This window comes from Nocardiopsis sp. CC223A, from assembly GCF_030766825.1.
Classification (GTDB): domain Bacteria; phylum Actinomycetota; class Actinomycetes; order Streptosporangiales; family Streptosporangiaceae; genus Nocardiopsis.
This window is the reverse complement of sequence record NZ_JASFDV010000018.1, coordinates 55,156-76,726: the sequence shown is the minus strand read 5'-3', so window position 1 is coordinate 76,726 and position 21,571 is coordinate 55,156. Positions and strand designations below refer to the sequence as shown.

The following is a 21,571-nucleotide window of genomic DNA, read 5'->3' as shown; positions in this document are numbered from 1 at the left end:
CGGGTGTGACATGCGGCGAGGGGGCGGACGACCCCTCGGTCGTCCGCCCCCTCACCGTCGGTGCGTCGGCGTTCAGGCCCCCACGAAGGAGCGCAGGGCCGCGGCGCGGTCGGTGCTCTCCCAGGTGAACTCCGGCAGCTCACGGCCGAAGTGACCGTAGGCGGCGGTCTTGGAGTAGATCGGACGCAGCAGGTCGAGGTCGCGCACGATCGCGGCCGGACGCAGGTCGAAGACCTCCTTGACGGCCTTCTCGATCAGGTCCGGGGCGACCTTCTCGGTGCCGAAGGTCTCGATGAACACACCGACCGGGTGCGCCTTGCCGATGGCGTAGGCGACCTGGACCTCGGCCCGCTCGGCCAGCTCGGCCGCGACGATGTTCTTGGCGACCCAGCGCATGGCGTAGGCGCCCGAGCGGTCGACCTTCGACGGGTCCTTGCCGGAGAAGGCGCCGCCGCCGTGGCGGGCGTAGCCGCCGTAGGTGTCGACGATGATCTTGCGGCCGGTCAGCCCCGCGTCGCCCATCGGACCGCCGATCTCGAAGCGGCCGGTCGGGTTGACGAGCAGGCGGTAGTCGTCGGACGCCAGGCCGAACGCCTCCACCACCGGCTCGATGACGTGCTCGCGGATGTCCGGGGTGAGCAGCTCCTCCAGGCTGATGTCCGCGGAGTGCTGGCTGGAGACCACGACCGTGTCCAGGCGGACCGGGGTCTGGCCGTCGTACTCGACGGTGACCTGGGTCTTGCCGTCCGGGCGCAGGTAGGGCACGGTGCCGTTGCGGCGGACCTCGGAAAGGCGCTCGGCCAGTGAGTGGGCCAGCTTGATCGGCAGCGGCATCAGCTCCGGGGTCTCCCGGTTGGCGTAGCCGAACATCAGGCCCTGGTCGCCCGCGCCCTGGCGGTTGAGGACGTCGTCCTCGTGCTCGACGCGCGCCTCGTAGGCGGTGTCGACGCCCTGGGCGATGTCGGGGGACTGGGCGTCGATGGAGACGTTGACCCCGCAGGAGTCACCGTCGAACCCCTTGGCGGACGAGTCGTACCCGATCCGGAGGATGGTCTCGCGCACGATGGCGGGGATGTCGACGTAGGTCTGAGTGGTGACCTCACCCGCGATGTGGACCTGACCGGTGGTGATCAACGTCTCGACTGCGACACGGCTGGCCGGGTCGTGGGTGAGCATCGCGTCGAGGATCGCGTCACTGATCTGGTCGGCCATCTTGTCGGGATGGCCCTCGGTGACCGACTCGGAGGTGAAAAGGCGGCGGGACACGGTTGCGTGACTCCTTGCAGCGGCTGCTGGCTGACATGTGGCGGTGGGCACGTCCCGACCCGACTGCCTGCCGGGACGGTCAATACCGACCGATGCGGTTGGTTATCGGTCCACTGTAACGGGGCCGGTGGGGAAGGGCATTCCCCGGCCGGTCTCGCCGATCGCGGACGCCCGATCGAAGTGTGGCGTACCCGATGGTAGGAAATCCAGTCCCCCGTTCCGGTGGGTCACCTCGGAAGGCGCTCCGCGACCAGGTCCCACACCCGGTCGGCGAGGTCCTCCTTGGGTCCGTAGGGGATCTCCACGGCGCTGCCGTCGGCCCCCAGGACCACGGCCTGGTTGTCCTCCGTGCCGAAGGCGCGGCCGCCGCCGACCTGGTTGACCACGAGCAGGTCGCAGCCCTTCCTCACCAGTTTGGCACGGCCGTTGGCGATGACGTCATCGGTCTCGGCGGCGAACCCCACGATGACCTGTTCGGTGCCCTCCTCCGCGCGGGAGACCACCAGGCCCGCCAGTACGTCGGGGTTCTCGACCAGCTCGATGGGGGCGGGCGCGGCGCCGGACTTCTTGATCTTGGAGGGGACGCTGGCCGCGGGCCGGAAGTCGGCGACCGCGGCGCTCATCACGATGACGTCGGCGTCGGTGCGCTCGGCCCGCACGGCCTCGGCCAGTTCCACCGCCGAGGACACCGGGACCACGCGCACCCCCGCCGGGTCGGGCAGGGCGACGTTGGCGGCGACCAGGGTGACGTCGGCGCCCCGGGCGGCGGCGGTGCGGGCCAGGGCGTGGCCCTGCTTGCCCGAGGAGTGGTTGCCGATGAACCGGACCGGGTCGATGGCCTCACGGGTACCGCCGGCGGAGATCACGACGCGGACCCCGGACAGGTCGGGCGCGGTGGCGCCGCGGCGCAGCACCCGACGGGCGGCCTCGAAGAGCTCGGCCGGCTCGGGCAGCCGCCCACGGCCGGTGTCGGCGCCGGTGAGGCGGCCCACGGCCGGGTCCAGGACGACGGCGCCGCGCGAGCGCAGGGTGGCCACGTTGGCCTGCGTGGCCGGGTGCTCCCACATCTCGGTGTGCATCGCGGGAGCGAACACCACCGGACACCGGGCGGTGAGCAGGGTGTTGGTCAGCAGGTCGTCGGCGAGGCCGGCGGCCGCCTTGGCCAGGATGTTGGCGGTGGCCGGGGCGACGAGGACGAGGTCCGCGGACTGTCCGATGCGGACGTGCGGGACCTCGTGCACGGCGTCCCAGACACCGGTGGCCACGGGGTTGCCCGACAGGGCGGCCCAGGTGGGCTCACCGACGAAGCGCAGGGCCTCGTCCGTGGGCACGACCCGGACCTCGTGGCCCGACTCGGTCAGTCGGCGGAGCAGCTCGCACACCTTGTAGGCGGCGATGCCGCCGCCGACGCCGAGGACGACCTGGGGTTTGCTTCCTGTGTCACTCACAGACAGGAGTTCTACCAGGTCGGATCTCAGGTGCCCTCGTAGGGCTCCGCGGTGAGGAGCCCGGACTTGATCTCGCGCAGGGCGATGGACAGGGACTTCTCCTGGACCTGGGTCTCCACCAGGGGACCCACGTACTCAAGCAGGCCCTCGCCCAGCTGGGCGTAGTACGCGTTGATCTGGCGGGCCCGCTTGGAGGCCATGGTGACCAGGCTGTACTTGCTGTCCACCAGATCGAGCAGATCGTCGATCGGCGGGTTGGTGATGCCTTCGGCGACGGGCTCGGTTCCAGCCACTTTCGATTACCCCCAGGGAACGGTCGGATGCGAGGCGCGGTGCGCCGCGGTGTACAGAGTACGCGGAACCGGTGGTTCCGGCGCCGTTATCACACCTCGGAAGCGGTGATCAACGCTAGCAGTTCGCCGCACACGTCCTGGACGGACGTGTTGACGAGTGTGGTGTCGAACTCCTTCTCGGCGGCGAGTTCGACCTTGGCGGCCTCCAGCCGGCGCTGGACGACCTCCTCGGACTCGGTGCCGCGCCCGGTGAGGCGGCGCACCAGCTCCTCCCAGGAGGGCGGGGCCAGGAAGACGTGCAGGGCCTCGGGCATGGTCTCGCGGATCTGGCGGGCGCCCTGGAGTTCGATCTCCAGCAGGACCGGCAGTCCGGCGGCCAGGCGCTCCTCGACGGGGCGGCGCGGGGTGCCGTAGCGGTTGCCCGCGAACCTCGCCCACTCCAGGAGCTCGCCGTCGGCGATGAGGCGGTCGAACTCGTTGTCGTCGACGAAGCGGTACTGCACGCCGTCGACCTCGCCCGGCCGGGGCCGGCGTGTGGTGGCCGACACGGAGAGCCAGACGTCGGGGTGGGCCCGGCGCAGCTCGGCCACGACCGTGCTCTTGCCCACACCCGAGGGTCCGGACAGGACGATCAGCCGTTGTTCTCCTGGGTTGGGCATGGCTCTCGCGGGCTTCCCTTCGGGCCTGGGCGGCCGCCCGCGGCGCGCTCTGGGGCGCTCGGCGACGGGGCCGCTCCGGGCCCGGGATCGCCCACCGCGCGGGCGGCGGGTGCGTGCGGGGTTCATCCTCGCGTTCGGGCGCGGGAAGCTTCATTTATACCACCGGGCCGTGACCGCGGTGCGCCCCGTGATGAGGGGTCGACCGTGGTCACGGCCCGGTGCGGGTCCACCTGGGGGTGGTCACCGCACGCGGTCCGGCCCGCCGCGACTGTGGGGGACGCGGCGGCCCGGGGTCCGCGGACGCGGTGTTACTTGGTGAGGTCGCCGAACTCGGCCTCAAGGGCCGCGCGCTGGTTGGTGCCCAGGCCGCGGACGCGGCGGGACTCGGCGATGTTGAGCCGCTCCATGATCTGCTTGGCGCGGACCTTGCCGACGCCGGGGAGGGACTCCAGCAGGGCGGAGACCTTCATCTTGCCGATGACGTCGTCCTTGAGCCCGTCGGCGAGCACCTTGGACAGCGAGATGCCGCCGTTCTTCAGCTTGTTCTTGACCTCAGCGCGCTCTTTTCTGGCCTTGGCGGCCTTCTCAAGAGCCGCGCTGCGCTGCTCGGGTGTGAGGGGAGGAAGGGCCACGCCGGGTCACCTCGGATTTCTACTCGTTTGTAGAGGGCGGACGCCTGCGCAAGTTAGTAGGTCTGACCCCTGTTAGGCAACGTAAAGTGCCCTTTCAGAGGCTATTTCATCGAACTAACTACGTAGAGTAGCGACTCAATTGCATTAAGAGATGAAAATCAGGACTTTGGTCCCGATTGGGCAGGTGGCGAAGCATGCCACCTGCGCAGGTCACAGAGGGGTGAGCCGGGTCACTCTCAGCTGCGGATTCCGCATTTAGGACATACCGAATCAGTGACCCTCTGTGACCGAATCTGGCCTCCCCCGGGCGTCAGACCCGGGCCCCGGCACGGCGCACGGCCTCCGCGATGGCGGCCGCCGCCGCGCCGGGGTCCGGCGCCCGGGTGATGGGGCGGCCGATGACCAGAAGGTCCGCCCCCGCCGCGATGGCCTCCTCCGGGGTCGCCACCCGCGACTGATCACCCTTGTCCGCCCCCGCCGGGCGCACGCCCGGCGTGATGAGGGTGATGTCGGGGCCCACTTCGGCGCGCACGAGGGCCACCTCCTGGGGCGAGCAGACCAGGGCACGGGCCCCGGCGCCCACCGCCAGCACCGCCAGCCGGCGCACCGCGTCACGAGCCGGTCCGAGCAGCCCCACCTGCTCCAGGTCCTTCTCGTCCATCGAGGTGAGCACCGTCACGGCGGCGATCTTGGTGTCCGGGGCGGCCTCCACCGCGGCCCGGACCATGTCCGCCCCTCCCCCGGCGTGCACGGTCAGGATGGCGGGCTTGAGCCCGGCGACGCTGCGCGCCGCCCCCGCGACCGTCGCCGGGATGTCGTGGAGCTTGAGGTCGAGGAAGACACCGACCCGGTTGGCGCCGCGCACCGCGCTGACGACCTCGGGGCCGTAGCGCAGGTAGAGCTCCAGCCCCACCTTGACCGTGCTGACGTGGGGGGCGACCGCCGAAGCCCAGATCGCAGCGGTCTCGATCTCCTTGGCGTCGATCGCGACTGCGATGGGCGCGGAAGGCGCGGTCATCGATTACTCCCTTTCGTGTGCCATCGGCCCCGTGGCCGATGCGTCCCATTCGCCCGCGTTCTTACGAACGTGATTACGAATGCACGTTCACCGTCCTGTGCACACCGACATGGTGTGCGGTTCCCAGAACCGGGCGCTTCATGCGCCCGATGAGGGTCACTTCGCCGTAACGACCGCCCACGCGGCCGTAGGCGGCCTTTGCCCGAGTTCCGACCCATCCGCACCGGGGCGCAGGCGTTCGATCGCACAGCGCCACCTCAGCGCCGTTCAGGCCGGTCAGGGCATGCGCGGACCGGGCGGGCCCCTCACACCCCGACCCCGGGTCGGTGGGCGGCGCCCACCAGATCCCCGGCCCGGCGGACGCCCTTGGCCTCCAGCGCCTCGGTGAACTCGCGCAACACCCGCACGCACGCCGAGGGGTCGGAGAAGTTGACCGTTCCCACGGCGACCGCGCTGGCCCCGGCCGCCATGAACTCCACGACGTCGCCCCCGGTGCGCACACCGCCCATCCCGATGATCGGCACCTCCGGCAGCGCCTCGTGGACCCGGTACACGCAGCCCACCGCCAACGGCCGGATGGCAGGGCCCGACAGGCCGCCGATGCCCCCGGCCACCGCCGGGCGCAGCGTCCGCGGGTCCACGGCCATACCGCGCACCGTGTTGATCATCGACAGGCCGTCCGCACGGGCCTCGGCGCAGGCGACCGCCAGCGCCACCACGTCGGGTACGTCCGCCGCGAGCTTGGCCAGCACCGGCAGGTCCGACCGGGCGTGCGAACGCACGGTGCTCACCACGGCGGCCGCCCGCGCGGCGTCGTCGGCGAACCGGCGCCCGTCGGGGTCGGCCGGGTCCGGGCACGACAGGTTGACCTCGATCGCGCCCACCCCCGGTTCCGCGGAGATCCTCCGGGCCAGCTCGCCGAACTCGGCGGTGCCCGAGCCCGCGACGGAGACGATGGCCCGCCCGCCCCGGGCCAGCAGCCACGGCAGGTCGCGCTGGAGGAACACGTCCACGCCCGGCCCCTGCATGCCGGTGGTGCTGAGCATGCCGCTGGGCGTCTCGGCCATGCGCGGCGCCGGGCGTCCGGCGTGCGGTTCCAGCATCACGGACTTGGTGGTGACGGCGCCGATGTCGGCGATGTCGAAGAACTGGGCCAGCTCGCGGCCCGAACCGGCGCACCCGGCGGCGGTCACCACCGGGTTGGGCAGCTCCAGGGCGCCCAGCCGGACTCTCAGGTCTGTGTTCACCGTGTCCTTCCCGATCTGTGGTGTGGGGTCGGCGGGCGCGTCCGCACGGTCAGGCGATGTCGCGGGCCGACTCGGCGGGTCGGGAGGACCCGGCGCCCTTCCAGCCGGGCGCGCCCAGCGCGTCGAAGGGGATGGTGCCCACGTCGTCGAAGCGCACCTGCTCACCCCGGAACACCGGGCCGTCCACGCAGGAGCGGACCATGCGGGTGATGCCGTCCTCCCCCACCACCGGGATCACGCAGGTCATGCAGATCCCGGTGCCGCAGGCCATGGTCTCCTCGACCGACACCTGCACGGGGATGCCGTGGGTGCCGGCGACGGCGGTGACCGCGCGCAGCATCGGCATGGGGCCGCAGGTGTAGACCACGTCGGAACGGCACTCCTCGATGACCCGACCCAGGACGTCGGTGACCCGGCCCCGGGTCCCGAAGGAGCCGTCGTCGGTGGTGAAGACGGCGGTCTCGGCGATCCGGCGGGCCGTGATGGCGCTGAACACCCGGTCGGCGGAGGCCCCGCCCAGTACGAAGTCCACCCGGCAGCCCCGGCGGCGCAGCGACTGCGCCAGCGGGAACAGCGGGGCGCTGCCCGAGCCGCCGCCGACCAGAACACAGTTGACCGGGTCACGCGGCAGCGGGAAGGGCCGCCCCAGCGGCCCGACGACGTCGAGCAGGTCGCGGGAGCGCCGCTCGGCCAGCCAGGCCGTACCGGTGCCGCGCACCGCGAACAGGAACTCGACGGTGCCGCCGTAGTCGGGCTTGACGTCGTGGATGGCGAAGGGACGCCGCAGCAGCGTGCTGGAGTGGTCGCCGCCCACCGCCACCGACACGAACTGGCCCGAGCGGAACCGCTCGGCGATCCCGGGGGCGACGACGGTGATGGCGTAGTAGGCGTCCACCCTGCGCACGTTCAGCACGGGGCACCTGACCTGCACCGGTCCGTAGTCGCTCATCGTCTGGATGTGGCCTCTCCGGGGCGTGTTCCGCGGATCATTCCGGGTCGCGGTCCAGGCCGCCTCTCGCTGGGCGTCTTGCGAGAGATTGCCCGGGAACCGCTCCCTTCACTCGGCGCAAGCGCCGAACCGAACGAAAGCACCCACGGAACACGCCCTAGCGCCGTGTGCCCGGGGGCGCCGCGGTGTGCCCACCGCGGCGCCCCGCCGTCCGGTTCCCTACAGCCTAGAGCCGTACCGGTGCGACGGCCGCCGGGGCTCCGGCGCGGGGGCCGGGGATCAGCGCCGGCCCTCGGTGAGCGCCTGCGCGTGCTCCTGGAGGGAGCGCACCCCGACGTCGCCGCGCACCCGGGCCTCGATCGCCTGGACCGCCGCGGCCAGCCCCTGCACCGTGGTGACGCTGGGAACGGCGCGCACCACGGCCGCGGTGCGGATCTCGTACCCGTCCAGGCGCGGGCCGGCCTGGCCCGCACCGCCGAACGGGGTGTTGACGATGAGGTCGACGTCCCCGTCGTGGATGAGCTGGACGATGGTCTTCTCGCCCTCGGGGCCGGGGCCCTCGCTGTGCTTGCGCACCACGGTGGCGTGAACGCCGTTGCGGCGCAGGACCACGGCGGTGCCCTCGGTGGCGAGGATCTCGAAGCCCAGGTCGGCCAGGCGCTTGACCGGGAAGATCATCGAGCGCTTGTCGCGGTTGGCCACCGACACGAACACCCGGCCGCTGACGGGCAGGTCGCCGGTGACGGCCAGCTGCGACTTGGCGTAGGCCGCGCCGAACTCCACGTCCAGGCCCATGACCTCGCCGGTGGAGCGCATCTCCGGGCCCAGGATCGTGTCGACGCCCTCGCCCTGCTTGTCGATGAACCGGTTGAAGGGCAGCACCGCCTCCTTGACCGACACCGGGGCGTCGGCGGGCAGGTCGCCGCCGTCGCCGGTGGCGGGCAGCATGCCCTCGGCGCGCAGCTCGGCGATGGTGGCCCCGGCCATGACGCGGGCGGCGGCCTTGGCCAGCGGCACGGCGGTCGCCTTGGAGACGAACGGCACGGTGCGCGAGGCGCGCGGGTTGGCCTCCAGGACGTTGAGCACGCCGGAGGCGAGCGCGTACTGGACGTTGATCAGGCCGCGCACCCCGGTGCCGCGGGCGATGGCCTCGGTGGAGTAGCGGATCCGCTCGATGTCCTCCTTGCCCAGGGTGATGGAGGGCAGGGAGCAGGCGGAGTCGCCGGAGTGGATGCCGGCCTCCTCGATGTGCTCCATGACGCCGCCGAGGTACAGGTCGGTGCCGTCGTAGAGGGCGTCGACGTCGATCTCGATGGCGTCGTCGAGGAAGCGGTCGACCAGCACCGGGTGCTCGGGGCTGACCTCGGCGTTGCGCTCGATGTAGTCGGCGAGCATCGTCTCGTTGTAGACGATCTCCATGCCGCGGCCGCCCAGCACGTAGGAGGGGCGGACCATGACCGGGTAGCCGATCTCGTCGGCGACGGCCTTGGCCTCGGCGAAGGAGTAGGCGGTGCCGTACTTGGGCGCGGGCAGCCCGGCGTCGTTGAGGACCTTGCCGAATTCGCCGCGGTCCTCGGCCAGGTCGATGGCCTCGGGGCTGGTCCCGATGATGGGCACCCCGGCCTCCTTGAGGCGGCGGGCCAGGCCCAGCGGGGTCTGGCCGCCCAGCTGCACGATGACGCCGGCGACGGGCCCGGCGAGCTGCTCGGCCCGGACGACCTCCAGCACGTCCTCCAGGGTGAGCGGCTCGAAGTAGAGCCGGTCGCTGGTGTCGTAGTCGGTGGAGACGGTCTCGGGGTTGCAGTTGACCATCACGGTCTCGTACCCGGCCTCGGACAGCGCGAAGGAGGCGTGGACGCAGGAGTAGTCGAACTCCACACCCTGGCCGATGCGGTTGGGGCCCGAGCCCAGGATGATGATCTTGGGCTTGTCGCCGAGGGGGACCTCGGTCTCCTCGTCGTAGCTGGAGTACAGGTACGGCGTGGCGGCCTCGAACTCGGCGGCGCAGGTGTCCACGGTCAGGTAGACGGGGTGGATGCCCAGGGCGTGGCGCAGCTCGCGGACCACGTCCTCGCTCTTGCCGGTGATCTCGCCGATCTGGACGTCGGAGAAGCCGATCTCCTTGGCGGCCCGCAGGATGTCGGCGTCGAGCTTGGGCGCGGCGGCCAGGGCGCGGGCGGTCTCCTCCAGGCGCAGCATCTGGTCCAGGAACCAGGGGTCGATGCGCGTGGACTCGTACAGCTCCTCGACGGTGGCCCCGGCGCGGAAGGCCTGCTGGACCTGGCGCAGCCGGAACTCGGTCGGGGCGGCGGCGGCGCGGACGAGCTCGTCCTTGTCGCCGACCGGGCCGGCCCAGGTGAAGCCGACTCCGGGCTTCTCCAGGGAGCGCATGGCCTTCTGGAGGGCCTCGGGGAAGGAGCGGCCGATGGCCATGGCCTCGCCCACCGACTTCATGGTGGTGGTGAGCGTCGGGTCGGCGCCGGGGAACTTCTCGAACGCGAACCGGGGGGCCTTGACGACCACGTAGTCGAGCGTGGGCTCGAAGCTGGCCGGGGTCTCCCTGGTGATGTCGTTGGGGATCTCGTCGAGGGTGTAGCCGACGGCGAGCTTGGCGGCGATCTTGGCGATCGGGAAGCCGGTGGCCTTGGAGGCCAGTGCCGAGGAGCGCGAGACGCGGGGGTTCATCTCGATGACGATGACCCGGCCGGTGGTGGGGTGCACGGCGAACTGGATGTTGCAGCCGCCGGTGTCCACGCCGACCTCGCGGATGACCGCGATGCCGATGTCGCGGAGCTTCTGGTACTCGCGGTCGGTGAGGGTCATGGCGGGGGCGACGGTGATGGAGTCACCGGTGTGCACGCCCATGGGGTCGAGGTTCTCGATGGAGCAGACGACCACGACGTTGTCGTTGGTGTCGCGCATCAGTTCGAGCTCGTACTCCTTCCAGCCGAGGATGGACTCCTCCAGGAGGACCTCGGTGGTCGGGGAGAGCGCAAGGCCCTGGCCCGCGATGCGGCGCAGCTCGGCCTCGTCGTGGGCGAAGCCCGAGCCGGCGCCGCCCATGGTGAAGGACGGGCGCACGACGACCGGGTAGCCCAGTTCGTCGGCGGCCGCCAGGCACTCGTCGAGGCTGTGGCAGATGCTGGAGCGGGCGGACTCGCCGCCGATGCGCTCGACGATGCGCTTGAAGCTCTCGCGGTCCTCGCCGGACTGGATGGCGTCGATGTTGGCGCCGATGAGCTCGACGCCGTACTTGTCGAGGATCCCGGCCTCGTGCAGGGCGACGGCGGCGTTGAGCGCGGTCTGGCCGCCCAGGGTGGGCAGCAGGGCGTCGGGGCGCTCCTTGGCGATGATCTTCTCGATCATCTCGGTGGTGATCGGCTCGACGTAGGTGGCGTCGGCGATCTCGGGGTCGGTCATGATCGTGGCCGGGTTGGAGTTGACCAGGATGACCCGCAGGCCCTCGGCCCGCAGGATCCGGCAGGCCTGGGTGCCCGAGTAGTCGAACTCGGCCGCCTGCCCGATGACGATGGGACCGGATCCGACCACGAGGACGGAGGAGAGGTCGCTACGGCGCGGCATGCTCTTGCTTCCTTACTGCTCGGCAGCCGCGGTGGGCTGGGCGGCGGACATCAGGTCGACGAACTCGTCGAAGAGTCCGGCGGCGTCGTGGGGGCCGGCGGCGGCCTCCGGGTGGAACTGGACGCTGAACACGGGGCGGTCCAGCAGCCGCAGGCCCTCGACGACCTGGTCGTTGAGGCCGATGTGGCTGACCTGCGCGCGCCCGTAGGGGGTCTCGAAGGTGCCTTCGAGCGGCGCGTCCACGGCGAACCCGTGGTTCTGGCTGGTGATGGAGACCTTGCCGGTGGCGGTGTCGATGACCGGCTGGTTCACTCCGCGGTGGCCGAAGGGCAGCTTGTAGGTGCCCAGGCCCAGTGCGCGGCCGAGGATCTGGTTGCCGAAGCAGATCCCGAACAGCGGCCTGCCCGCGTCGAGGACCCCGCGCATGGCGGCGACGGGGCCGTCGGCGGTGGCGGGGTCGCCGGGGCCGTTGCTGAAGAACACGCCGTCCGGGTCCAGGGCGAGGAGGTCCTCGGCGGTGGCGGAGGAGGGCAGCACGGTGACCTTGCAGCCGCGCTCGGCGAGGCGCTGCGGCGTCATGGCCTTGATGCCCAGGTCGACGGCGGCGACGTGGAAGCGGGTCTCGACGCCCTCGGGCGGCAGGACCTCGTAGGGCGCGTCGGTGCTGACCTCGCCGGCCAGGTCGGCCCCGGCCATGCGGGGCTGCTCCAGGACGCGGGCCAGCAGGGCCTTCGGGTCGGTCTCGACGCTGCTGACGGCGGCCCGCATGGCGCCCTTGTCGCGCAGGTGGCGGGTGAGGGCGCGGGTGCCGGTCATGGCGATGCCGACGACGTCCTGGCGGCGCAGCTCCTCGTCCAGGGTGCGCTGGGCGCGCCAGTTGGAGGGGATGCGGGCGGGTTCGCGGACGACGTACCCGGCGACCCAGATGCGGCCGGACTCGGGGTCGTCGTCGTTGACGCCGGTGTTGCCGATGTGCGGCGCGGTCATCGCGACGATCTGGCGGTGGTAGGAGGGGTCGGTGAGGGTCTCCTGGTAGCCGGTCATCCCGGTGTTGAAGACGATCTCACCGAAGGTCTCGCCGGTCGCGCCGAAGGAGCGGCCGTGGAAGACCCGGCCGTCCTCCAGGACCAGGATCGCCGGTCCGCCGGTTGCCTCTGACACGTTTCCCCCCTCTGCGGCACCGGGCACGGCCCGGGCGCTGCTCACTGCGTTGTTCACTTGATCTCCCCCGCGAGGACCGTGGGGGCGCCGCGCAGGAACGTGGCGCGCACCCGGCCGGGCAGGGTCATGCCCCGGAAGGGCGTGTTGCTGCTCTTGGTGACCATGGCCGCGCCGTCCGCCTCGTAGGGCGCGGCGGGGTCGTACAGGACCACGTTGGCGGGCTCGCCGACCGCCAGGTCGCGGCCGTGGTCGGCGACCCGGCCGATGCGGGCGGGCGCCGCGGACATACGGTCGGCGACGTCGGCCCAGGTCAGCAGTCCGGTGTCGACCATCGTCCGCTGCACGACCGCCAGCGCCGTTTCGAGGCCGACCATACCCATGGCGGCCGTGGACCACTCGGTCTCCTTGGCCTCCACGGGGTGGGGGGCGTGGTCGGTGGCGACGACGTCGATGGTCCCGTCGGCCAGGCCCTCGCGCAGCGCCTGCACGTCCTCGGCGGTGCGCAGCGGCGGGTTGACCTTGTAGATCGGGTCGTAGTTCTCCACCAGCTCGTCGGTGAGCAGCAGGTGGTGCGGGGTGACCTCGGCGGTCACGTCGCAGCCGCGGGCCTTGGCCCAGCGGATGATGTCGACCGAGCCCTTGGTGGAGACGTGGCACACGTGCAGGCGCGATCCGACGTGCTGGGCGAGCAGGCAGTCGCGGGCGATGATCGCCTCCTCCGCGACGGCGGGCCAGCCGGGCAGGCCGAGGCGGTCGGAGACGCAGCCCTCGTTCATCTGGGCGCCCTCCGTCAGTCGGGGCTCCTGGGCGTGCTGGGCGACGACGCCGTCGAACGCCTTGACGTACTCCAGGGCGCGGCGCATGAGCAGGGCGTCGGAGACGCAGATGCCGTCGTCGGAGAAGACGCGGACGGCGGCGGCGGACTTGGCCATGGCGCCGATCTCGGAGAGGCGCTCGCCGGCCAGGCCGACGGTGACGGCGCCGACGGGGCGCACGTCGCAGTACCCGGCCTCGCGGCCCAGCCGCCAGACCTGCTCGACGACGCCGGCGGTGTCGGCGACGGGGTCGGTGTTGGCCATGGCGTGCACGGCGGTGTAGCCGCCCATGGCGGCGGAGCGGGAGCCGGTCTCGACGGTCTCGGCGTCCTCGCGCCCGGGCTCGCGCAGGTGGGTGTGCAGGTCCACCAGGCCGGGCAGGGCGATCAGCCCGGTGCCGTCCACGACCTCGGCCCCCTCGGGGGCGGTCGGGTCGGTTCCGATCGCGGCGATCCGGCCGTCGGCGAGCAGGATGTCGACGGGGTCGCCGCCGAGCGGGCGGGCACCGCGGATCAGGTGCGGTCCGTGGGTGTCGGGCATCGCGGTTTCGTTCCTCAGTGGTCGTTGGTGGCAAGTGCGCGGGCGCGGGCGGCGGTGGTCCGCCGGGAGCCGCGCCGGGCGCGCCGGTGCGGGCGCGCCGGGTGGTTCAGGAGCCGCCGAGCAGCAGGTAGAGCACGGCCATGCGCAGGCTGACGCCGTTGGCGACCTGTTCGACGACGGTGCAGCGCGGGGAGTCGGCGACCTCGGCGGATATCTCCATGCCGCGGACCATCGGGCCGGGGTGCATGACGATGGCGTCCTCGGGCATGCGGGCCAGGCGGGCGCCGTCGATCCCGTAGCCGCGGCTGTACTCGCGCACGGAGGGGAAGAAGGAGGCGTGCATGCGCTCGGCCTGCACCCGCAGCATCATGACGACGTCGGACTTGGGCAGGACGTCGTCGAGGTCGTAGGAGACCTCGCAGGGCCAGGTGTGCACCGAGACCGGCAGCAGCGTGGGCGGGGCGACCAGTGTGACGTGGGCGCCCAGGGTGGTGAGCAGCAGAACGTTGGAGCGGGCCACCCGGCTGTGCAGGATGTCGCCGACGATGGCGACGCGCAGGCCCTCCAGGCGGCCCAGGCGTGCGCGCACGGTGTAGGCGTCGAGCAGGGCCTGGGTGGGGTGCTCGTGGGTGCCGTCGCCCGCGTTGAGGACCGATCCGTCCACCCAGTTCGCCAGGCGGTGGGCGGCGCCGGAGGCGCTGTGGCGGATGACGACGCCGTCGGCCCCCATGGCCTGGAGGGTGAGGGCGGTGTCCTTGAGGCTCTCGCCCTTGGAGACGCTGGAGCCCTTGGCGGAGAAGTTGACGACGTCGGCCGACAGGCGTTTGGCCGCGATCTCGAAGGAGGTGCGGGTGCGGGTGGAGTCCTCGTAGAAGAGGTTGACCACGGTACGGCCGCGCAGGGTGGGGAGCTTCTTGACGGAGCGGTCGCCGACCTGGGCGAGCTCGGCGGCGGTGTCCAGGATGAGGACGGCCTCGTCGCGGGTGAGGTCCCCGGTGGAGAGCAGGTGGCGCATCAGGAGTCCTTCCCCTCGGTGCCGGAGGTGCCGGAGGTCCTCTTCGGGCGGGAAGGGGGTTCGGCCGCAGGCCGTCGGTTGAGGGCGGTGGCGGGCGACGGGCGGGAAGGCCCGAGGAGGACGGCGTCGTGGCCGTCGGTCTCGGTGAGCCGGACGGTGACGCTCTCGCGCAGCGAGGTGGGCAGGTTCTTGCCCACGTAGTCGGCGCGGATCGGCAGTTCGCGGTGGCCGCGGTCGACGAGGACGGCGAGCTGGACGGCGCGGGGGCGGCCCAGGTCGTTGAGGGCGTCCAGGGCGGCGCGGACGGTACGGCCGGAGAAGAGGACGTCGTCGACGAGGACGACCACGCGGTCGTCCAGGCCCCCGGCGGGGATCTCCGTGCGGCCCAGCGCCCGGGGCGGTGCGGTGCGCAGGTCGTCGCGGTACATGGTGATGTCGAGGGAGCCGTGGGGGACGGCCAGGTTCTCGACGCGTTCGATGCGCTCGGCCAAGCGGGCGGCCAGGGGCACGCCGCGCGAGGGGATTCCGAGGAGGGTGACCCCGTGCCCGCCCTTGGTGCGCTCCAGGACCTCGTGGGCGATGCGGGTCAGCGCGCGGTCGATCTCGCTGCCGTCGAGGACGGCCCGGGTGCCTTCGGGCACCTCCGGCGGTTCCGCGCCGCCCGCGTCACCTGCTGTGGGTTTTTGTGCACGCAAAGTAGTGACTCCCTTCCCTGCCTCACTGAACAGGTCGTTAAAGGATGTCGATCGGGCCAACGCTACCAGCGGAGCCCGCGGTGACCGGGGGCGGGTCGGGAGACAACACACTTGAGTGTGACTCTCGTCACACAGACAAACGGGACAGCGAGCCCGCTGAGCAATGCGACGACTACGCTCCGCACACACGCCACATGGTCGACAAATGCGAAACCCCCTGAAAGATCGGGCTTTTCGCACTGCCGCAATGCACTGCTCATCACGATCGGTCCCGACATGAGAGGAGTCTCACTTACGCACGGTTTGGCCACTGATTAGTCGCGTTTCACACCAACGGCTTGACCTGGGGGACAGACCCCCCTACCGTCACTGTCTGTAACCATTACCGGGTGGGGTTGCACCCCGTGACCCCCGGCGGCGCCGCCGTCGGGCCCCGCGGGCGCCTCCCCCACCACGCCAGCCACTGTCACGGCCGGGAGCGACAAGAAGATGCCATCCGAATACGCCAAGTCCCTCGGCGCGCGACTGCGTGCCATCCGCACCCAGCAGGGCCTGTCCCTTCACGGAGTGGAGGAGAAGTCCCACGGACGCTGGAAGGCCGTCGTGGTGGGCTCCTACGAGCGCGGCGACCGCGCCGTCACCGTGCAGAAGCTGGCCGAGCTGGCCGACTTCTACGGGGTGCCGATGTCGGAGCTGCTGCCCGGCGGCGCCGCGCCCACGCCCCTGGGTCCGACACCCAAGCTGGTCATCGACCTGGAGCGCATGCAGCAGCTGCCGCAGGAGAAGGCCGGCCCGCTGTCCCGCTACGTGGCCACCATCCAGAGCCAGCGCGGTGACTACAACGGTCGCGTGCTGTCCATCCGCCACGAGGACCTGCGCTCGCTCGCCGTCATCTACGACAAGTCGCCCGGCGACCTGACCGAGGAGCTCATCAACTGGGGCATCCTCGACCCGGAGGCCCGTCGCGCCGTCGACTCCTTCTGACCGTTCCGACACGGATCGCACCGGCTCGTCGCAGGACCGGCCCGCCCCCGTCACCGGGGGCGGGCCGGTCCTCGTCTTTCCCGGGGCCCGGCCCCGGAACGACGAACGGCGCGGACGGACACGGGGCTTCCCCTCCCCGATCCGGCCGCGCCGCCGCCACCGGGTCTCCCCGGCGGCTCTGATCGAACTGGCGTTCGACACGGCTCAGTCAACCCCAACCCCGGCGGCCCGTCAAGGACCCCGGGGCGGACACGCCGACGCCCTCCGACCGTGTCCGATGCCGGAACCGGCCGCGCCGAACCCCGGCACGCGGGGCCGCTCGGAGACTAGGGTGAAGCCGTGGTAGCCGATGTCGAGCTGCGCGAGCTGGCCCCCGCCGCCTTCGCGCACGCCGTTCCCGCCCTGCTCCAGGTGTACGAGGCGGCCATGGACCCCCCGCCCGAGCAACTGCCGGGACGGGCCTCGGTCATGAACACCCACACCCGCTACCCGGGCTTCCGGTCGATCATCGCGCTGCTGGACGACCGCCCGGTCGGCTTCGCCTACGCCTTCCACGGCGTGCGCGGCCAGTGGTGGCACGACACCGTCGCCGCCGGGATGCGCGCCGCGGACGGCCGGGCCGGGGTGCGCCGATGGCTGGCCGACCCCTTCGAGATCGCCGAGGTGCACGTCCGCCCCGAAGCACAGAACCGCGGCATCGGCCGGGCCGTCCTGCACGCACTGTGCGAGGGACGGCCCGAACGCACCGCGGTGCTGTCCACCCGGACCGGGCCCACGGCGGCGCGCCACCTCTACCGTTCCTGCGGGTTCGTCGAGGTGCTGGAGGACTTCTCGTTCCCCGGCAGCCCCGACCGTCCCTTCTCGATCATGGCGGCGCCGCTACCGCTCATCGGCTCAGCCGCCCCGACACATCCCGGTAGATCTCCCTGGTGGCGGTGGACTGGTTCGAGGTGATGAAGTGGATACCGGGCGCGCCCTCGTCCAGCAGCCGCTCGCACATCTTCTTGGCGTACTCGATCCCGAACGCGCGCACCGCCGCGGCGTCGTCGCCGTAGGAGGCGAACTTCTCGGCCAGGTCGGCCGGGAAGGGGGCGCCGGAGAGCTTCTCCGAGCGCGGGATGAACGAGGTGCGCACCACCGGGAACACCTCGGGGATGATCGGGATGTCGCAGCCGCGGGCCGCCGCCCGGTCGCGCAGGCGCAGGTAGTCCTCCGGGTCGAAGAACATCTGTGTGATGGCGTAGTCGGCGCCCGCCTCGCACTTGCGCACGAAGTGGTCGGTGTCGGTCTCCACGTCGGCCGAGCGCGGGTGCTTGTACGGGAACGCCGCCACGCCCACGCAGAAGTCGCCGCTCTCCTTGATGAGCCGGACCAGTTCCTCGGAGTAGGTCAGGCCCTCGGGGTGGCTGGTCCAGGGGCCGGAGGGGTCGCCGGGCGGGTCGCCGCGCACCGCGAGCATGTTGGACACCCCGGCGTCGGCCAGGCGGCCGATGAGGTGGCGCAGCTCGGCGACGGAGTGGTCGACCAGGGTCATGTGGGCGACCGGGAGCAGCGTGGTGTCGGCGGCGATGCGCTCGGTGGTCTCCACCGTCATCCCGCGGGTGCTGCCGCCCGCGCCGTAGGTGACCGAGACGAAGTCGGGGCCCAGGGCCTCAAGCTGGCGGATGGCCAGCCAGAGCTTCTCCTGGGCCGCGGGGGTACGGGGCGGGAAGAACTCGAAGGAGAACATCGGCTCGCCCGTGTGGAGCAGGTCACGCAGGTGCCTCGCTCGGGGGGCGGGGGTTCGTGGCGCCACGGGGCGCGTCGGTGCTGCCAGCATGCCCACCACCTTATGCAAGCCCCCTCCGTCGGATGGAAGACACGTCCCACGGTGTGAGATCCGGCGAGAGGATCACACCCGTGTCCGGGGTGAACCGGTCGCCGCCGTCCGGGCATCCACCCCGTGTGACACTTTCCTTCCTTCCCTTCCCACTGGCCCAACTGATCCGCTTCGGCGTGCTCCAGGCCCGCGCCTGCGCGTTCGCGGTGTGCATGTTCGCGGGTTTCGCGCTGTCCGCGGCCGTTCCGCTGCCGATCCCCCGCTACGACGCGCTGCTGGTCTACGCGGTGGGGCTCACCGCGCTGTTCTGGGCGCTGCGGCTGGAGAGCGGCCGGGAGATCGCCGCGATCGCGGGCTTCCACGTGGTGGGGCTGGCGTTCGAGCTGTTCAAGGTGCACATGGGGTCGTGGTCCTACCCCGAGCAGGCGTGGACGGTGGTGTGGGGGGTGCCGCTGTACAGCGGGTTCATGTACGCGGCGGTGGGCTCCTACATCGTGCGCGCCTGGCGGCTGCTGGACCTGGGGCTGGAGAACTACCGGCCCTGGGCCGTGACGGCGGTGGCCGTCGCGATCTACGCGAACTTCCTCACCCACCACTGGCTGCCGGACCTGCGGGTGCCGCTGGCGGTGCTGCTGATCGCGGTGACCTGGCGGACACGGGTGTACTTCACCGTGGGGCCGCAGCGCCCGCACATGCCGTTGTCGCTGTCGTTCCTGCTGATCGGCGTGTTCCTGTGGGTGGCGGAGAACATCGCGACGCTGCTCGACGCCTGGCGCTACCCCCACCAGGCGGATGTGTGGGCGCTGGTCCACCCGGCCAAGCTGGGCGCCTGGGCGCTGCTGGTGACGGTGTCGTTCGTCCTGGTCGCCCTGTGGAAGGGCTCCGATGTACGGGATCGGGGCGGGAACCCCGAGGTGAGCCGCTAGTGTGCTGTTCATGGCCGCTTCCATTTCCTCACCCGTCTCTCCCGTCTCCGTGATCCGCGCCGACACGGACCGGGAACTGGCCGCGTTCTGTGCCGACCACCGGACCGCTCTGCTGGAGATCGGGGAGGAGCTGGCCCCGGCCATGGACGCGCTGGAGGCCATGCTCGCCGGCGGCAAGCGCCTGCGGCCCACCTTCTGTTACTGGGGCTGGCGCGGCGCCGGGGGCGCGGCGGACGACGAGCGGATCGTGCGGGCCGCGGCGGCGCTGGAGTTCCTCCAGGCGTGCGCGCTCATCCACGACGACGTCATCGACAACAGCGACACCCGGCGCGGCCTGCCCGCCACCCACAAGCGGCTGGCCGGGCTGCACGCCGACCACGGCTGGAGCGGCGACGGCGAGGGCTTCGGTCGGGGCGCCGCCATCTTGATCGGCGACCTGTGCCTGGCCTGGTCCGACGAGATGTACCAGGCCAGCGGGTTCGGCCAGGACACCCTGGCGCTGGGCCGCCGGCCCTTCGACGCGATGCGCACCGAGGTGATGGCCGGGCAGTACCTGGACACCCTGGAGCAGGTGCGCGGCACCGGCACCCGCGAGGCGGCGCTGCGGGTCATGCGTTACAAGTCCGCCAAGTACACCATCGAGCGCCCGCTGCACCTGGGCGCCGCGCTGGCCGGGCGGCTGCCGGAGCTGGAGGGCGTGTACACCGCGTACGGCCTGCCGCTGGGCGTGGCCTTCCAACTGCGCGACGACGTGCTGGGGGTGTTCGGCGACCCCTCGACCACGGGCAAGCCGGCCGGGGACGACCTGCGCGAGGGCAAGCGGACCCTGGTGGTCGCCGAGACCCTGGCCCGCGCCGGCGCGGCCGACGGCGCGCGGTTCTCCGCCCTGCTGGGGGCGGCGGACCTGTCGGTGGAGTCCGTGGAGTGGATGTGCGGGTTGATCGAATCGTCCGGGGCGCTGGCCGCCTGCGAGGAGCTCATCGAGCGCTACGCCGGGGAGGCGCTGGCCGCGCTGGAGAGCCCGGAGCTGGACGCCTGCGCGCGGGAGCCGCTGCGCACGCTGGTGTCGGTGGCCACCCGCCGCGCGCGCTGACACGGATTCTCCCCTAGGGGGGATTTCAGGGGCGTTCATACATCGAAAGTGCATTGTGCCCGAGTTGCCCCTCCGGTTGAATCGATAAGAGATATATCGCGACCGGAGGGGCTTCCTCATGTCTGGGCACACCGCCGCGCGAGGTCCGGTCGGAGCAGGCGAGCGAGCGCTCGCCCCCGACCTGGCCCGCGGCTTCATGCTCCTGTTCATCGCCTTGGCCAACAGCGTCTGGTACCTCTGGGCGGTCCCCATGGGTGGGCTGAACGCGCACCCCGAGCCCCAGGGTGCGGCCGACGCGGTCGTACAGTTCTTCACCATCGTGGTGGTGGACGGCCGCAGCTATCCGATGTTCGCCTTCCTGTTCGGCTACGGCATGGTGCAGCTGGCGATGCGCCAGGAGGCCGCCGGAGCCTCCCCCGCCGATGTGAACGCCCTGCTGCGGCGGCGCAACCTGTGGCTCCTGGTGTTCGGCTTCTTCCACGCCCTGCTGCTGTGGTTCGGCGACGTGCTGGGCGCCTACGGCCTGGCCGGGCTGCTCCTGGCCTGGCTGTTCCTGCGCCGCAGGGACACCACCCTGCTGGTGTGGGCCGGGGTGTTCATCGGCCTGCTCGGCCTGCTGACCGCGTTCAGCATCGTGGGCATCGCCTTGGCGCCCGGGGGCGAGAGCGCCGCGGCCGGCGGGATGGACGGGATGGCCGACAGCGCCGGGGAGTCCTCGATCCTCGCCGCCGCGCTGGGGCGCGTCATCGTGTGGCCGCTGATCAGCGTCATGCAGGGCCTGTTGGGCCTGGTGGTGCCGACCATGATCCTGTTGGCGTTCTGGGCGGCGCGCCGCCGGGTGCTGGAGGAGCCGGGCCGCCACCTGACCCTGCTGCGGTGGACCGCCGGGCTGGGCATCCCGATCGCCTGGCTGGGCGCCCTGCCCGACGCGCTCGCGCAGGTGGGCGTCTGGGAGGTGACCGCGGCGCAGGGCTCCATGCTGGCGGTGCCGCACATGTTCGCCGGGCTGTTCGGCGGTCTGGGCTACGTCGCGCTCATCACCCTGGTCGCGCACGCCCTCCAGCGGCGCGGGCGCGAACCCGGTGTCGTGCTGACCGCGGTCACCGCCACCGGTAAGCGGTCGCTGTCGTCGTACCTGGCGCAGTCGGTGCTGTGCGCCCCCGTGCTGGCCGCCTGGGGTCTGGGCCTGGGCGCGTTCCTGACCTCGTGGACGATGTTCCTGTACGCGATCGGGGTATGGCTGGTCACGGTGGTGGCCGCCTACCTGATGGAACGGGCGGGCAGGCGGGGACCCGCCGAGGTGCTGCTGCGCAGGCTCTCCTACCGGCGCACCACCCGGGAAGCGGTGCAGGCTCCGGGGAGACCGCCCGAGGTCGCGGACCAAGAGCGCACCACTCCCTGATCCGGGCGCGCAAAAACGTGCGCGCCG

General features: G+C 71.7%; 19 protein-coding genes. 5 read left to right on the top strand and 14 right to left on the bottom strand.

Annotated features, from left to right (window positions below):
* Nucleotides 1-72: 72 nt before the first annotated feature.
* The 13 genes from metK to pyrR form a co-directional block, all read right to left on the bottom strand.
* A complete protein-coding gene (gene metK, locus QJS33_RS10015) occupies nucleotides 73-1,266 on the bottom strand; it encodes a methionine adenosyltransferase (RefSeq protein WP_306367610.1) in 1,194 nt (397 codons plus the stop codon).
* Nucleotides 1,267-1,493: 227 nt separating this feature from the next.
* Entirely contained in the window at nucleotides 1,494-2,714 is a 1,221-nt protein-coding gene (coaBC, locus tag QJS33_RS10010) for a bifunctional phosphopantothenoylcysteine decarboxylase/phosphopantothenate--cysteine ligase CoaBC (RefSeq protein ID WP_306367609.1), read from the bottom strand.
* A 26-nt stretch (nucleotides 2,715-2,740) separates the two neighbouring features.
* The gene (gene rpoZ, locus QJS33_RS10005; RefSeq protein ID WP_073384132.1) at nucleotides 2,741-3,007 is read right to left on the bottom strand and encodes a DNA-directed RNA polymerase subunit omega; all 267 of its coding nucleotides are present in this window, start codon (nucleotides 3,005-3,007) and stop codon (nucleotides 2,741-2,743) included.
* A gap of 89 nt (nucleotides 3,008-3,096) precedes the next feature.
* Complete coding sequence (gene gmk, locus QJS33_RS10000; RefSeq protein WP_306367608.1) at nucleotides 3,097-3,666, bottom strand: guanylate kinase; 570 nt, start codon at nucleotides 3,664-3,666, stop codon at nucleotides 3,097-3,099.
* Nucleotides 3,667-3,974: 308 nt separating this feature from the next.
* Nucleotides 3,975-4,298, bottom strand: coding sequence for an integration host factor, actinobacterial type (gene mihF, locus QJS33_RS09995; RefSeq protein WP_073384130.1), 324 nt, complete (start codon nucleotides 4,296-4,298; stop codon nucleotides 3,975-3,977).
* 310 nt (nucleotides 4,299-4,608) lie between these two features.
* Nucleotides 4,609-5,316: an orotidine-5'-phosphate decarboxylase gene (gene pyrF, locus QJS33_RS09990; RefSeq protein ID WP_306367607.1), complete on the bottom strand. Its 708-nt coding sequence runs from the start codon at nucleotides 5,314-5,316 to the stop codon at nucleotides 4,609-4,611.
* A 305-nt stretch (nucleotides 5,317-5,621) separates the two neighbouring features.
* Nucleotides 5,622-6,563, bottom strand: a complete 942-nt coding sequence (locus QJS33_RS09985) for a dihydroorotate dehydrogenase (protein WP_306367606.1) — start codon at nucleotides 6,561-6,563, stop codon at nucleotides 5,622-5,624.
* A gap of 49 nt (nucleotides 6,564-6,612) precedes the next feature.
* Complete coding sequence (locus QJS33_RS09980) at nucleotides 6,613-7,512, bottom strand: dihydroorotate dehydrogenase electron transfer subunit (protein WP_306367605.1); 900 nt, start codon at nucleotides 7,510-7,512, stop codon at nucleotides 6,613-6,615.
* A gap of 279 nt (nucleotides 7,513-7,791) precedes the next feature.
* Nucleotides 7,792-11,094, bottom strand: a complete 3,303-nt coding sequence (gene carB, locus QJS33_RS09975; RefSeq protein WP_306367604.1) for a carbamoyl-phosphate synthase large subunit — start codon at nucleotides 11,092-11,094, stop codon at nucleotides 7,792-7,794.
* 12 nt (nucleotides 11,095-11,106) lie between these two features.
* Complete coding sequence (carA, locus tag QJS33_RS09970) at nucleotides 11,107-12,255, bottom strand: glutamine-hydrolyzing carbamoyl-phosphate synthase small subunit (RefSeq protein WP_306367603.1); 1,149 nt, start codon at nucleotides 12,253-12,255, stop codon at nucleotides 11,107-11,109.
* Nucleotides 12,256-12,308: 53 nt separating this feature from the next.
* Nucleotides 12,309-13,610 (bottom strand): dihydroorotase, encoded by a 1,302-nt coding sequence (locus tag QJS33_RS09965; RefSeq protein WP_306367602.1) that lies wholly within the window; start codon nucleotides 13,608-13,610, stop codon nucleotides 12,309-12,311.
* A gap of 106 nt (nucleotides 13,611-13,716) precedes the next feature.
* Entirely contained in the window at nucleotides 13,717-14,625 is a 909-nt protein-coding gene (locus tag QJS33_RS09960) for an aspartate carbamoyltransferase catalytic subunit (protein WP_306367601.1), read from the bottom strand.
* Nucleotides 14,625-15,266: a bifunctional pyr operon transcriptional regulator/uracil phosphoribosyltransferase PyrR gene (gene pyrR, locus QJS33_RS09955; RefSeq protein ID WP_306367600.1), complete on the bottom strand. Its 642-nt coding sequence runs from the start codon at nucleotides 15,264-15,266 to the stop codon at nucleotides 14,625-14,627. Before pyrR ends, QJS33_RS09960 begins: the two co-directional genes overlap by 1 nt.
* A gap of 543 nt (nucleotides 15,267-15,809) precedes the next feature.
* Here pyrR and QJS33_RS09950 point away from each other — a divergent pair.
* On the top strand, nucleotides 15,810-16,304 hold the full coding sequence (locus tag QJS33_RS09950; RefSeq protein WP_306367599.1) for a transcriptional regulator: 495 nt from the start codon (nucleotides 15,810-15,812) through the stop codon (nucleotides 16,302-16,304).
* 339 nt (nucleotides 16,305-16,643) lie between these two features.
* The gene (locus tag QJS33_RS09945; RefSeq protein WP_306367598.1) at nucleotides 16,644-17,258 is read left to right on the top strand and encodes a GNAT family N-acetyltransferase; all 615 of its coding nucleotides are present in this window, start codon (nucleotides 16,644-16,646) and stop codon (nucleotides 17,256-17,258) included.
* Here QJS33_RS09945 and metF read toward each other — a convergent pair.
* Nucleotides 17,191-18,033 (bottom strand): methylenetetrahydrofolate reductase [NAD(P)H], encoded by an 843-nt coding sequence (gene metF, locus QJS33_RS09940; RefSeq protein WP_372339627.1) that lies wholly within the window; start codon nucleotides 18,031-18,033, stop codon nucleotides 17,191-17,193. The genes QJS33_RS09945 and metF overlap by 68 nt on opposite strands.
* 215 nt (nucleotides 18,034-18,248) lie before the next feature.
* Between metF and QJS33_RS09935 the strand changes: the two genes are divergently transcribed.
* The 3 genes from QJS33_RS09935 (at nucleotide 18,249) to QJS33_RS09925 (ending at nucleotide 21,544) form a co-directional block, all read left to right on the top strand.
* Complete coding sequence (locus QJS33_RS09935; RefSeq protein ID WP_306367597.1) at nucleotides 18,249-19,049, top strand: DUF817 domain-containing protein; 801 nt, start codon at nucleotides 18,249-18,251, stop codon at nucleotides 19,047-19,049.
* Nucleotides 19,050-19,059: 10 nt separating this feature from the next.
* Nucleotides 19,060-20,142 (top strand): polyprenyl synthetase family protein, encoded by a 1,083-nt coding sequence (locus QJS33_RS09930; protein ID WP_306367596.1) that lies wholly within the window; start codon nucleotides 19,060-19,062, stop codon nucleotides 20,140-20,142.
* A 118-nt stretch (nucleotides 20,143-20,260) separates the two neighbouring features.
* Entirely contained in the window at nucleotides 20,261-21,544 is a 1,284-nt protein-coding gene (locus tag QJS33_RS09925; protein WP_306367595.1) for a DUF418 domain-containing protein, read from the top strand.
* Nucleotides 21,545-21,571 lie beyond the last annotated feature (27 nt).

Coding starts and splice junctions, on each gene's coding strand:
- gmk (WP_306367608.1), bottom strand. CDS start 3,666: ATGCCCAACCCAGGAGAACAACGGCTGATCGTCCTGTCCGGACCCTCG.
- metF (WP_372339627.1), bottom strand. CDS start 18,033: ATGTTCTCCTTCGAGTTCTTCCCGCCCCGTACCCCCGCGGCCCAGGAG.
- QJS33_RS09930 (WP_306367596.1), top strand. CDS start 19,060: ATGGCCGCTTCCATTTCCTCACCCGTCTCTCCCGTCTCCGTGATCCGC.
- QJS33_RS09960 (WP_306367601.1), bottom strand. CDS start 14,625: ATGCGCCACCTGCTCTCCACCGGGGACCTCACCCGCGACGAGGCCGTC.
- carB (WP_306367604.1), bottom strand. CDS start 11,094: ATGCCGCGCCGTAGCGACCTCTCCTCCGTCCTCGTGGTCGGATCCGGT.
- pyrF (WP_306367607.1), bottom strand. CDS start 5,316: ATGACCGCGCCTTCCGCGCCCATCGCAGTCGCGATCGACGCCAAGGAG.
- QJS33_RS09950 (WP_306367599.1), top strand. CDS start 15,810: ATGCCATCCGAATACGCCAAGTCCCTCGGCGCGCGACTGCGTGCCATC.
- QJS33_RS09980 (WP_306367605.1), bottom strand. CDS start 7,512: ATGAGCGACTACGGACCGGTGCAGGTCAGGTGCCCCGTGCTGAACGTG.
- QJS33_RS09925 (WP_306367595.1), top strand. CDS start 20,261: ATGTCTGGGCACACCGCCGCGCGAGGTCCGGTCGGAGCAGGCGAGCGA.
- QJS33_RS09965 (WP_306367602.1), bottom strand. CDS start 13,610: ATGCCCGACACCCACGGACCGCACCTGATCCGCGGTGCCCGCCCGCTC.